This window comes from Acetobacter conturbans, from assembly GCF_011516755.1.
Taxonomy (GTDB): domain Bacteria; phylum Pseudomonadota; class Alphaproteobacteria; order Acetobacterales; family Acetobacteraceae; genus Acetobacter; species Acetobacter conturbans.
Genome location: NZ_WOSY01000009.1, coordinates 102,754 through 115,636, shown reverse-complemented (window position 1 = coordinate 115,636; position 12,883 = coordinate 102,754). Strand labels below are relative to the sequence as shown.

Here is a 12,883-nt window from a genome sequence, read left to right as displayed (position 1 = left end):
AAATCGAGGGCATTTCAGGGGGCAGGGTCACATGCAGCAAAGATAGCATGCCGTGCCTCGCCAAATGCGCGTCAGATTTTCCGGGGTGAGAAGTTTGGCCTGGCCGCCGCGACTTCATCAAGGATCGCACGCCCTTCCTCGTCCTCGCTCACCCGCAGGCGTGCCGGGACCGCTTCTCCATGCAGTTGGGAGCGCAGATCCTCCCAACGCTCCTGGAGGACGTTCCAATTGTGCTCGTCGTAGGTTCCTTTGAAGATGATCGGACAGATTTCAATACGGGGGAGATCAGACCCATTTCTCCCAGCATCAATCGCCTGCCGCAGCATCTTCGCCCACCGGGAATTCACGCGGTCGACGCGGCCGATCTGCTGCTCAACCACGCCCGGATTCCACTCGGGATGCAGCAGGACAACGATCCGGCAGCTCTCGTGAAGATTGAGCCCTTCGCGCCCCACAAGCGACTGCGCTACGAGCACGCGCGGGAAGCTGTTCGACCGGTTGAAGGCGAGTTGGATCATACGGCGCGTCTGCAGCTTGGTTTCACCGTACATCAGCCGGGCGAATCCCCCTTGCCGGCTTGTGTACCCTTCCCGCAAATGCTCTTCGAGGACGTTCCAGGCCCTTGCCGCTTGTTCCTCGTCGAATTCCTCTCCTTGTTCCTCGCCGCTATCACGGTCCGCGACCGCTTCTACCAAGGCTCGGAATGCGCTTGCGAGGTCGGCATTAGATGCATCCGGACCGTCGGTATTTGCGGCGATAGCCCGTGCCAGCAGAGCCATGTGGCGCTCGTCTTCTTCATCATCGCCGGTCACGGGCGCCGTCTGGCGTCCGATGGCATCGAGAATGGCGAGGCATTTGCCGTTGGCTTCGTCATGCGCCAGCCCTGCACGCAGACGCACGAGAAGCCCTTCTCGCTGCCTCGCACGCTGGCCGCTTTCCCGGCGAAGTTGGGCCAGGAGGTCGTCGAGCCGGGTCAAGTCCACCTTCGACGCTAACTGGCGGTGTGCGGCGTGCACGGCTGGCCACTCGTCTTCATGCACCTTGGCTTGCGGCCAGGGGGTCGCTTGCTCGACGGCCTTAAGCATCTGCCGCGCATTGAGCAGCCTCACCAGGGCGCGCATGGGGCGGGTAAAGCGTCCAAAGACCAGCACCTTTTCGCCCCGCTCGGTTTCTTCTTCGATGGTTCGGATGGCCGCCAGGATCGCCGGATGATCGAACAGGATGTCCGGATCGTTTCCGAGCGCATTTTGCAGGACGGACGCCCACAACGCAGACCGATTGCCGGCCGGTGGCCTGGCAACCAGATCAAGACCAGACGTTCCCATCTCGTCATCGGCCTGAGCCCGGTCTTCCTCAACCTGCCTCTTATCCTCTTCCTTGTCGTAAAATGCTTGATCGATGACACCAGCAAGGCCATGACCGTTACCGATGGTCAGGCGCAATCGTTTCGTCCGGCTATCCATCACAGGTTCCCGAACAACCGATAGCGCCTCCGCCGCACAAACCGCCTGGCGCCAGGCCGGACTTAGGTCGTTGAACTCAACAGCGACCTCCCGCAGATGCCGATAGTCGTGTTCGGATAGCCCGCTTGCCTCTTTGAACCTGAGCACATCTTCGTCTTCGCGCTTGTCGCGTCGCAAAAGATAAGGCTGGAGCGCATTATGGAACTGTGCGGCGGCCTCTCGATATCCGTCCCGCACTGCGCTACTCGTTCGCCAGCCCAGTCGGAGGCGACGGATCGCCTGCGCATAACGCTCTGTCGCCTCAACGACTGGCTGGCGTTGTTCCGTGGTCGTGGCAATACGTTTGAGCGTCGATTCCCATTGCCCGACATCGAGTTCGATGGGCGTGGCCGTCAGCGCGAGGCGACGGCTATCACCACCTGTAAGGATGACGTTTTCGACCACGGTAGACAGACCGCCGTCCTTCGAGCGATTTTTGTGCGCCTCGTCCACGATGATGAGATCGAAGGCTCCAAGACCCAGCCCGACGACCTTCTCAAACCAAACGCGAAGCGGCTGACAGCTGCCGTAGTTTTCCGCGTTGAGCGGGGCGGGCCATGTCACCTCCGAGAGAAGGCATGAGAGCAGGCAGCGCGCGGGATTGCCTGAGGACGAAGGTACTGCTCCTGCGATTGAATTTGCTGCGGTCACGACACGTTTCACATAGGCGTCACGATAATAGGCATCGTGGTAGCCGCGGGGTACACGCCCTTCTATCAATCGACGGGTTGCCGCGTAGACCTCCGGAAGCAGGCACCATCGCCAAGTCTGCGGGTTCTGTCCGAACCGCCAGTTAGAAAATAGATGGGAAATCATGATGATGGACTGCTGGAACCACGGGGCCGGGCCAGGTTCCTCGTTGTTCCAGGCTTCAAAATAGCCGTGCAAGCTGCGAACCACCGGCAGGACATCTGTCCCGCAATCGCGGAATTCCTTCGTCCACTGGAAGCTCAGGCCGGGCGGGATGACGACCGCTGATCGGCCGCCACTTTGCACGACTGCGGTGGCCACAAAGACCGCAATGCGTGTCTTTCCCATGCCGACCTCGTCGGCGACAATCACACCGTTGCTGCCGATGCGGTCGGCGATTGCCAGAAGGCTTGCGCGTTGCCCGTCATTGAGTAGCCGAGCAAACGCAGACGAAGGACACGCCATGTCTTGGAGGCGGCGCGCAACTTCCGCCCATCCCCGAAACTGCTGCTTCAACGCAGTTCCCCCAGCTTCGCGCAGTTCTCAAGCTGCCAGGCCGCGATAGCCGCATTGAGTGCAGCCTCGTAGCGGACGCCTTGTTGCGTCTGCGCGGTCGCGGCAAAGGCCGGCCGGAAGGCTGGTGCCAACAAAGGGTGTAGCGGATTAAGCGAGATTGACCGGAACGCCCTTACAACCTCGCTGTCCTTCGCCTGCGTCAGTACCTGTTCGAGACGGCTGCACCACATCGCCCAGTCCGTTACTGCGATGGCGATCTGCTTGGCTGCAATATCCTCGACTAGGATCATCATCCGGCGAACCGGGTAGGCGGAAGGCGGTGTTACTTGGGCAACCCCTTCGGCGACGACTCCGTCGATAGCATCCATCGCATCACTGCCCGCCAGTTCCTCATCCTCTGGCGGCATCGGGAAATTGGCGAGCTGGATCCATGCTTCTTCCAAATCGAGCGTGGGCAGATCGGCGGCGCAATAACGGCCATAGCGGTCGATGACCGGCACACTGGCCGTTCGCATACTCCCTTCGACTGACCACGCCACGGTCACCTGCCGCGGACGCTTTCCTGGCCAGGCGAAGCTGCCATTTGCAAGACGCTCGCACGGGCACCCGTCGGGATCGAGCAACTCAAACGCCTCCAATACCTCCCCTTGCGTGGTGAGGCTCACCCCTTCGGGCCACTCGCTCCAGAGGAACAGAGCGACGGGCGCGGCAACGAAGGAGGCATCCCGCTCCGGCATGCCTTGCCCTGCCTGTAGCGTCGGTAAAGGTGTCTCCTCCGCGTCGTCCCAATGAATGGGAAGCAGGTTGGTGACGACATCCGCTCCCTCGTCTTTTTTGCCCTCTACGGACCACCTCAGGGCTTCAGGGGCGAAGACGACACCGGCTTCGAGGTTTCCTACCCAACCTGCCTTGTTCATGAAGCCGGGGTTGGTCAGGTTGCCGGAGCCGAGATAGACCCATGGGCGGCTGCATTTGTTAGACTTTTCGCTCCAATTGGCATTGAAGATGAATTTGGCGTGGAGAGCGCGCGTGAAGGCGCCAAAGTAGGCCGGCATGCAGGCAGCGTGTATGGTCCAGCCCTTTTTCTCGATCCAGGACTGTCGCGCGGCGACTACCTGACAAGCGAGCGGGTTGACGAAGAGGTCCTTTTCGCAGCTCATTGTGACTAGCGATTTCTCTTTCAGAATCTCAAATATCTGCTCAGGGACGAAGGTGTCAATCGCCCCTTCGCCCTCGAAAAAGCCAGACCCCAGTGCAAGATAGTTGCGCCTGACATTGCCCCCGTGATGCCTCACGAGGTCTGGAAGCTGTTCAAATAGGGAGCGCTCCCGACTGTCGAAGAAGTGGGGAGGGTATTCCTTCTGGCGTTTGGCAATCTGGCCAATCCATGCAGCAAACTTGGCTGCAGCACTGGTCGACTCGTTGTCTTTCCCTGCAATGCGTTCGAGCGGGCGAAGATCGAAGAATTGCTGGAGCCAGGACAGGAAATCCCAGGCTGCGGCCAGATCGGTACGGTCCTGAGGAGCGACGTTATTGTTCGTATCCCGGCCGAGGATATCGAGGTGCCAGGCGAGGTCGAGGCTTTCTTCAAGCGTCTGGCGTGTCCAATTGCCGGTTGACACGATGATGCGTAGGACAAAGCGGTCGCTGTCCACGCCCCTGAAGCCGATGACCGCGACCTTGGCGTGCAGGAGTGCAAAGGGCAGATTCGCAGTCTTTACGGGCAGATGCAGAGCGCCCGGTGCTTCTGCGGGCGCAATTTGTGGATTTCCGGGATCGAGCATCACGGCCAACAGAATCCGGCCCTGATAGGCACGTCGAGCCCGGGTCAGGCCGGAGAAGCGTTCAAGGGCATCCTCCAGGAAACCGGCATCGGCCGCGTATCCGCAAAGCCAGCCGAAGATTCCCTGATACTGCTCGGGCGGATCAAAAAGCTGGGCGAGAGAGGCTGGCTTGAAACTCATGCCGCTTCTTCGGCCGCCGGAGGGTTCAGGAAATCTGCAAGTCGTCCCTCAAGGTCCAGATCGAGGAGATAAAGATTGCGGACGCGGCTGGAGATGCCGGCCGGGACAGGCACGCGGCCCGCATTGTCGGCATCTGGTCCCTCGCCTTCATCATCCGAGATTTCCGCTTCAGGCTGTCGGGAGAAAGCCCCGCCCGGCAGCACATCGTTTCCGACCAGCCGCAATACTCGATCATCGCGCCTGACGAGGTTCCGGATGATGGCCGCAGAATCACCTTCTGTGCACTCGCGGCAGAAAATCGTCGCCATGCGCCCTTCAGTCGGGTCTTTGTCCTCATCCAGAAAACGCTGCGCCGCTTCACGTAGTGTCCCAAGCCGCATCTGTACGGGGGAGAGCGTGTACGCGGCGTCTGCAGCGAGTTTCGGCGCAGCCAGCGGCGCCATCTGTGCCTCAATGGCGTTCAACACGTCGATGGCAGCGTCTCGCGCTGCGAAGAATCGGGCGCCCAGCCGAAGATCGTCCCAGTGATTCGCATCAAGTATCGCTGGCTTCGCCTCCCACCCGGCAGGGCGATTCACATCAAGAGAGCGAACCCAGCCAAGGGCGTTCTTCCTTCGGGCCGCTTCGGGGTTCTGGCCAGCACCTTCGCAGAGTTTGTCGCGAACGAGTGCCCGCGCATCAGGCGGCAAAACAATCAAAGGCGAAAGGGCATTCTGCAGATTGTCTGTGTCTCTGATGACGGCACCGTCTTTGGCGCGTCCGAGCAGATAGTCCTCAACGGTGGCGTTATACGGCCTATGTCCGGCCGTGGCGGCTTCGATCAAATCCATGCCGGCTTGTGTACAACGAAAACTATTGAACCGCTGGCTCCCAGGTTCAACGAAGCCAAGATCGACCAGAGCTTCCACGGTCGCCATACGCATGGGCTGAGTGACATAGAATCGTGGCTGGCGCAGTCGCGAGAAGGTCAGGTCGTCTGTGCCGGCCAGCTTTTGGCTGCCGCGCAGCCGGGAGTCACTCGTCCAACCGTTGCTTCTAAATGCACACCAGCACGCCAGCGCCTCCACCGCATTGGCAATCTCTATTGCCTTGACGTTGGTGCTGATGAAGCGCAGCCGATCGGCAATCCGGACGCCAAGCGTCGCCAGAAAAAGTTGCTTGGCAAACCACACCCCGCCCAGGCCAGGCACAGCGAGTTGGTTGAACTTTCGCACGGCAGCCCCCAAACCGAGCGTCCGCGTTCGACGCGATCCCGCAAGCTGTTCGGGTCCAAGCAGCCCCCATCGCATGGCCGGCAGCTGGTCTATCTGGTCCTGCCCAAATGCATCAATTGCCACCTTTCGACGCCTCCCTGATTCCCGTTTCCTCTTTATCTACGCGTCCAAATTACACGGAAATCCACATGCTGACATGATGAAGATCAAGAGAAAATTCATTATTAAAAAACTTTCGGGCAAGAATCTAAGGAAGAGTTTTTAACTAAATAATGCCTGCTATGCGGAAATTACTTCTATCCCCCTACATGTCCGAGATGAAGGCGAAAGCGGTCATACTACTTGACGCCATCCCCCTAAAAAACTTTTCCTTCTACCCGACTTTTTTCTTCTTCCGACCCACAGCCTTTTTCTTCGGTGGTAGCGCTTTCTTACCCTGCATCAGTAACGGCGCAAGGAATTGCCCTGTGTAACTTGCTTTGCACGCCGCAATGTCTTCCGGCGTTCCTTCGGCCACCACCTCACCACCACCACTGCCGCCTTCGGGGCCGATATCGATGATCCAGTCAGCGGTCTTGATGACTTCGAGATTATGCTCGATCACCACAACAGTGTTGCCCTGATCGACCAGCGCGTGCAGCACTTCCAGTAGCTTGCGAACGTCTTCCGTGTGCAAGCCCGTCGTTGGCTCGTCGAGGATGTACATCGTCCGACCGGTTGCCCGACGCGCCAGTTCCTTGGACAGTTTCACACGCTGCGCTTCACCACCGGACAGCGTCGTGGCCTGCTGGCCGAGCGCAACATAGCCGAGGCCGACTTTCTGCAGGATGGCAAGCCGGTCGCGGATACGGCTCTGGGCCTGGAAGTAGGGAAGGGCCTCGTCCACGCTCATGGCCAGCACGTCGGCAATCGACTTGCCTTTGAACTTCACTTCCAGTGTTTCACGGTTATAGCGCGCACCTTTGCAGGCATCGCAGGTCACGAAAACGTCCGGAAGGAAGTGCATCTCGATCTTGATGACGCCGTCGCCCTGACACGCCTCGCAACGACCGCCCTTCACATTGAACGAAAAGCGTCCCGGCTTGTAGCCACGCGCCCGACTTTCCGGAAGTTCCGCGAACCAGTCACGGATTGGCGTAAACAGGTCCGTATAGGTCGCTGGATTGGAACGCGGCGTGCGGCCAATCGGGGACTGGTCGATATCGATGATTTTGTCGAGCAGTTCGAGACCATCCACCCGTTCGCAGGGTGCAGGAGTCTGGGACGACCCCATCAGACGGCGCGACAATGTCTTATAGAGCGTGTCGATCACCAGCGTGGATTTACCGCCGCCGGACACGCCCGTCACACAGGTGAATGTTCCAAGCGGGAACTGTGCGGTCACATCTTTCAGATTGTTCCCTGTTGCACCACGAACTGTCACGAAACGCTTTGGATCGATCGGGCGGCGTTCCTTCGGCACCTCGATGCGTTTACGACCAGAAAGATACGCGCCGGTCAGGCTCTCCTCGCACGCGGCAACCTCGGCTGGCGTACCGCTCGCAATGATCGTTCCACCCTCGACACCCGCTCCCGGTCCCATGTCGATCAGCCAGTCGGCACTGCGAATGGCGTCCTCATCATGTTCGACAACGATCAGGGTATTTCCAAGAGCTTTCAGGCGCTGGAGTGTGACAAGAAGGCGCTCATTGTCGCGCTGATGCAGCCCAATGGAGGGTTCGTCCAGCACATACAGAACACCGGTCAGCCCGGAGCCGATCTGGCTGGCCAGACGAATGCGCTGGCTTTCACCGCCGGAAAGAGTAGCCGAACCGCGCGAGAGCGTCAGGTAATCCAGCCCCACATCGACCAGAAATTTGAGACGATCGTTGATTTCCCGCAGAATACGTCGAGCGATTTCCGCTCGCTGTGGAGTAAGGGTCGACAGAACGCTCTTAAACCACGCATGGGCGTCCCGGATCGACAGATCAGAAGCCTGCGCGATATTGAATCCCGCAACTTTTACCGACAGAGCTTCAGGCTTCAAACGTGCCCCATGACATACATGGCACGGCTTATCCGCCTGATATCGGGAAAGCTCCTCACGTTTCCAGATACTGTCCGTATTTCTCAGACGCCTCTGAAGGCTGGCAATCGCTCCCTCAAAAGGCTTCGTAAGCGTGTGAGACTTACCTCCGTCCCGATAAACGAAGTGTATATCTTCAGTCGTGCCATCAAGAAGGACAGACCGGGCCTCCTCGGGCAGATCACACCACGGAGTATCCATGCGGATACCGAGATGTTTGGCCACGCTTTGCAGAGTCTGTTCGTAGAGCGGCGTCTTGTCGTTTCGCCATGGCGCTACGGCGCCCTGCGCCAGCGACAGACGCTCATCGGGCACAATCAGGCGCGGATCGAAAAACGTCTCACTGCCGATCCCGTCACAGGCCGGGCAGGCACCTTGCGGGGCGTTGAACGAAAACAGCCGGGGCTCGATCTCTTCGAGGGTAAAACCACTGACAGGACAGGCAAACCGCGACGAGAAAACCGTCCGCTCTGCGGGCTCGGCGCTATCGCGCTTCACCTCTTCCGCATAAACCAGACCATCCGACAGGGAGAGCGCCGTTTCGAAACTGTCCGCAAGACGGCTTTCGATGCCGGGCTTAACGACGATACGGTCCACCACAGCCTCGACCGTATGCCGCAGCTTGCGATTCAGATTCGGAACGTCCTCAATCTCGTAGAGCTCTCCGTCAACTTTCGCACGAGAAAAACCCTTGCGCTGAAGCTCGGCCAGTTCCTTGCGATATTCGCCCTTGCGGTCACGAATAACGGGGGCCAGCAGCATCAGGCGCGTTCCTTCCGCCATGGCCATGACGCGGTCCACCATCTGGCTGACCGTCTGCGCCTCGATCGGCAGGCCAGTAGCGGGGGAATACGGCACACCCGCCCGCGCCCAGAGCAGCCGCATGTAGTCATGGATTTCCGTGACCGTGCCGACTGTCGAGCGGGGGTTCTTGGAGGTCGTCTTCTGTTCGATGGAGATTGCCGGAGACAGGCCTTCGATCGAGTCCATATCCGGCTTGCCCATCAGTTCAAGGAACTGGCGGGCATAGGCGGACAGGCTTTCGACGTAGCGACGCTGGCCTTCGGCGTAGATGGTGTCGAACGCCAGAGACGATTTGCCCGACCCGGACAGGCCGGTGATGACCGTCATCTGATCGCGCGGGATATCCACGTCAACGGACTTGAGATTATGGGCGCGGGCACCCTTCACACGGATAGCGGGGCCTGAAACGGGTTTGGCTGTCATCGTCCGGTCGAGTGTCCTTGTGCACAGACTGGACAATATAGGACGAGTTGAGGGAATTTACAGTGAGCAGGAGCACTTTCTTCTCAAACGCTCTTTACTGTCCGCCGTGCGACGGCATTCCAGTATTGCCTGCGCCGATATTCCCATATCCAACGCCGCCACCGCCTGTGTTGCCCCACCCGACGCCTCCCTGCATGGTGCCGGATGCCTGCCCCCCACCCTGACCGCCGCCCTGCGGGGAACTGCCGTTGCTACTGCCGGAACCGCCATAGCTTCCGTAGCCTCCGCCCATACCCGGCGAAATGATCACCTGGGTCGGCGGGGGAGGATATCCCTCGTAGCTCTCTCCACGCGGCGCGGAAGACTGACTGCCGCTGGAATAATCCCATTGCCCCCTGGCCTGCCCCGAGGAGGACGTGGAGTAATCCTGCGCCAGTGCAGGCGTGGCCATGAGGACGAGCCCGGTCGCCATTCCGAAAACAGTCCGCATATTCATGTTCCCCGTCCTCACTACAGTGAACACAGAAAGCCGGATTATTCTTCACAGGAGGTTGATGGCCACACATTTATAATGTGCAGCCATCAGAAGAGTGGAACGGAAAGGCTTCGTTCGCTCCGCTCAGGGTGAGGCTGACAACCGGACGATCAGGCCGTCAGGCCCCCATCGACACTCAGAGCCGTGCCCGTGATGTAGGAAGCCCGTTCACTGGCGACGAAGCCGACCAGATCCGCAACATCGGACACCTCTCCATAAGCGGGGATGGCAAGCTGCGCCCGAAGAGCATCACTGGCGGCACCATCGGCCGGGTTCAGTTCGGTGTCGATCGGTCCCGGCTGGATGACGTTGACGGTGATCCCTTTCGGCCCCAGATCCCGCGCCAGCCCTTTCGCAAACCCGACCAGTCCCGCCTTAGTCGCGGCGTAGATGGAAATCCCCGGTACGGGCACGCGTTCGCCGAAAGCGGAACCGATGAGGATGATGCGACCGCCCTTCGGAATCACGCGCGCCGCCGCGACGGACTCCACGATCACCCCACGCAGGTTGAGGTCCAGCGTGCGGGTGATGTCTTCCAGCTTCATCTCGTCGGGACCACCATAGGGATAGGCACCGGCGTTGCAGACCAGAACGTCCAGACGACCGAGGCCCTTCACCACCTTACCGACCAGCGCTTCGTTATTCTCGAGATTGCCACTGTCGGACTGGATAGCCAGAGCTTTCCGTCCCAGTTTTTCGGCTGCGTCCGTCACGCTTCTGGCGGCGTCCGCATTCCGGGCATAGGTAATGGCGATGTCAAAGCCATCCCGGGCCAGACGCTCGGCGATAGCGCGGCCAATGCCGCGGCTTCCACCGGTGATAAGGGCCACACGACCTGTCATTGAAAACTCCCCGCGATAGAGATCCGTAACCGGGCCGCACGGACGCTCCGCGCGGCCACCGGCTTTGAGTGCCGACCCTCCGGTTTCCCCCGGCGTGATCGGTGACCGGCATATCAGAAAATGTCTTTGATCAGGTCATCACCAATACCGAAGCCCGCGCCGGCGGCGACAGCCTGACCAAAATTCGAGCCAAGGAGATTTCCAAAAAAACCTCCCGATTGCTGCGGCTGCGGGGCTGCCTGCTGAACTGGCGCCTGCGCATAGGCCGGAGCCGCCTGAGGCATCTCGCTGGTCGCTGCGGCATGAATGGCCTGCAAAAGACCCGTCACCTGCTGCTGTTCAGCCTGAAAGGACAGCGCAACTTCACGGAGATCCAGCAACCATTCACGCGCCTGCTGATCGCCGCCATTCGCCGCCGCCTGCAACTTGCCTCCCAATGTCTGGAGAGCCTGCGCTGATTGCTGGGCCTGCGTCTGCAACTGGGTGTAGGTCTGGTCGATCGTCTGCACGTCCATGACTGAACTCCGTCCGGAATGTTGAAGACGGCACCTTAGAGCGTGATCAAAATTTTGTCAGGCGACGGACTGCATTGCCCGGCAAGGAAGAATATCTCAATGAGGGAACGAAATCCCGGCTGGTAGGAGGAGGCCGTCCGGAACGGGAATGGTCCGCAACACGTCACCTGTTTACCGACACATGCCGCAGGGGCCTCAGCGCCCTTATGATAAAGAAAGGAGGCTCGGCCACACTCATTCACCAAAGAAGCCCCTGTATTCAGCGCCGCTTCTCTGAAGCATAATACTGCCCTCACAAATGCCGCCACAACAGGAGCGACATAACGGGAGTGTATTGCACTTCTACATATACAGATTGATTTTATTGGATAAAACTAAAGGCGGATGGTGGAGCTGAGGGGAATCGAACCCCTGACCTCCTCATTGCGAACGAGGCGCTCTCCCATCTGAGCTACAGCCCCGCCTTTATGGACTGCATACATATCGGTATGCTTCCGCTTGTCAAGGGCTATCCACCGCCGGAAACCACGTCATATTGTGCAGGAGTCAGGGCTCTGCGGACCGTGGCCGCCTGTGCGCACACTTCTCGAGAAAGGTATGATTTTCCGTGTATGATCTGTGGCATCTGCTGCTGGTAGTCGCAAGACTCTATGAAGCAGTCATCATCATCTTTTGCGTATTCAGCATGCTTCTTTCGTTCGGCGTGCTTGATACCCGTAACCGTATCGTATGGCAGGCAGGCCGGGCGCTCAGTGCACTGGTGGAACCGTTGCTGGTGCCACTACGGAACATCCTGCCCGCCTTTGGCAACGTGGACCTTTCTCCCCTCGTGATCCTTCTCGTGCTCCAGTACCTTGTCGAGCCCTTCTTCGCCCGACAGATGATGGCCAGCTTCCTGGGCTGAAGCCCTCACCGTTTCTTCCGTAATGACCGGCGAACTAATGCCGGTCACAACTCTCGGTCAGCCGATTGAAATAAAGCCCGGGCGAACATGTGACCACATTGCTGGGCACGGACGGGGCCGCCGGCGCTGAATAAACAGGATAACTGCCATAGCCGCCGTATCCGTAATTCTGCGGAGGCTGCGTGTAGCCCTGATTGTAATCACCGTAAGGCTGAGCATACGGCTGAGAGTAAGGCTGGGCGTAACCGCCATACCCCCCCTGATAATAGTTCCCCGAACCCGAAGCCGCCGCTGCGCCGATGGACATTCCTAGCAGCGAACCGAAGGCGAAGGGTGCACCCCAACCCCAACCCCAGCCCCAACCGCCGTAGCCACCCCAGTAAGGGTAGCCGCCCCAGCCATAATAAGAGGGATAGCCTCCCCAGCCCCATCCCCAACCAGGGCCCCAGCCTCCTCCCCAACCGCCGCCGCCCCAGCCACCGCCGCGAAAACCGCCACCCATGCCGCCGGGACCACCACGAAAACCACCTCCGCCAGGACCACCAAAGCCCCCACCCCCGGGACCACCGCGGAATCCGCCGCCTCCCGGACCGCCGCCCATGCCCCCACCGCCGGGGCCACCACCACCTCCGTGGCCTCCGCCGCCTCCGCCAAAACCACCGCCGCCGCCTCCACCACCGCCACCATGGGCATATGCGGGGGCCACAGCACCCATCACCAATGCCACGGCGGAAACCTGCGACAAAAGCTTGAAACGGTTGATGTTCATGACGCTCCTCCCGGAAGCTAAAGCCGAAAACCCACCCTTAACCCGCAACAGACAACCACCCGGAAACCCGGAATGACAGTGCGGACAGTGGCTTTATCCTGCATATGGGCACTCTTCCCGAGCCATGCCACAGAAAGCCT

At 59.7% G+C, this 12,883-nt stretch carries 9 protein-coding genes and 1 tRNA gene; 1 reads left to right on the top strand and 9 read right to left on the bottom strand.

The genetic code is table 11. From position 1 onward, the window contains the following. Positions 1-71: 71 nt before the first annotated feature. The 8 genes from GOB81_RS10810 to GOB81_RS10775 form a co-directional block, all read right to left on the bottom strand. The gene (locus GOB81_RS10810) at positions 72-2,708 is read right to left on the bottom strand and encodes a helicase-related protein (RefSeq protein WP_173570426.1); all 2,637 of its coding nucleotides are present in this window, start codon (positions 2,706-2,708) and stop codon (positions 72-74) included. Continuing rightward, entirely contained in the window at positions 2,705-4,672 is a 1,968-nt protein-coding gene (locus GOB81_RS10805) for a phospholipase D-like domain-containing protein (RefSeq protein WP_173570425.1), read from the bottom strand. The genes GOB81_RS10810 and GOB81_RS10805 overlap by 4 nt, the downstream gene beginning before the upstream one ends. Next, positions 4,669-6,009 (bottom strand): hypothetical protein, encoded by a 1,341-nt coding sequence (locus GOB81_RS10800; RefSeq protein ID WP_173570424.1) that lies wholly within the window; start codon positions 6,007-6,009, stop codon positions 4,669-4,671. Before GOB81_RS10800 ends, GOB81_RS10805 begins: the two co-directional genes overlap by 4 nt. A gap of 250 nt (positions 6,010-6,259) precedes the next feature. Next, positions 6,260-9,178, bottom strand: coding sequence for an excinuclease ABC subunit UvrA (uvrA, locus tag GOB81_RS10795; RefSeq protein ID WP_173570423.1), 2,919 nt, complete (start codon positions 9,176-9,178; stop codon positions 6,260-6,262). A gap of 94 nt (positions 9,179-9,272) precedes the next feature. Continuing rightward, positions 9,273-9,674 (bottom strand): hypothetical protein, encoded by a 402-nt coding sequence (locus tag GOB81_RS10790; protein WP_242010200.1) that lies wholly within the window; start codon positions 9,672-9,674, stop codon positions 9,273-9,275. A 149-nt stretch (positions 9,675-9,823) separates the two neighbouring features. Beyond that, the gene (locus tag GOB81_RS10785; RefSeq protein WP_173570422.1) at positions 9,824-10,555 is read right to left on the bottom strand and encodes an SDR family NAD(P)-dependent oxidoreductase; all 732 of its coding nucleotides are present in this window, start codon (positions 10,553-10,555) and stop codon (positions 9,824-9,826) included. A 113-nt stretch (positions 10,556-10,668) separates the two neighbouring features. Further along, on the bottom strand, positions 10,669-11,070 hold the full coding sequence (locus GOB81_RS10780; protein WP_173570421.1) for a hypothetical protein: 402 nt from the start codon (positions 11,068-11,070) through the stop codon (positions 10,669-10,671). Between the two features lie 385 nt (positions 11,071-11,455). Beyond that, positions 11,456-11,531 (bottom strand) — tRNA-Ala (locus GOB81_RS10775). Positions 11,532-11,677: 146 nt separating this feature from the next. On the opposite strand from GOB81_RS10775, the gene GOB81_RS10770 reads away from it, so the two are divergent. Continuing rightward, a complete protein-coding gene (locus tag GOB81_RS10770; protein ID WP_173570420.1) occupies positions 11,678-11,974 on the top strand; it encodes a YggT family protein in 297 nt (98 codons plus the stop codon). Positions 11,975-12,008: 34 nt separating this feature from the next. Here the strand turns inward: GOB81_RS10770 and GOB81_RS10765 are convergent, their stop codons facing one another. Next, positions 12,009-12,743, bottom strand: coding sequence for a hypothetical protein (locus tag GOB81_RS10765; RefSeq protein WP_173570419.1), 735 nt, complete (start codon positions 12,741-12,743; stop codon positions 12,009-12,011). Positions 12,744-12,883 lie beyond the last annotated feature (140 nt).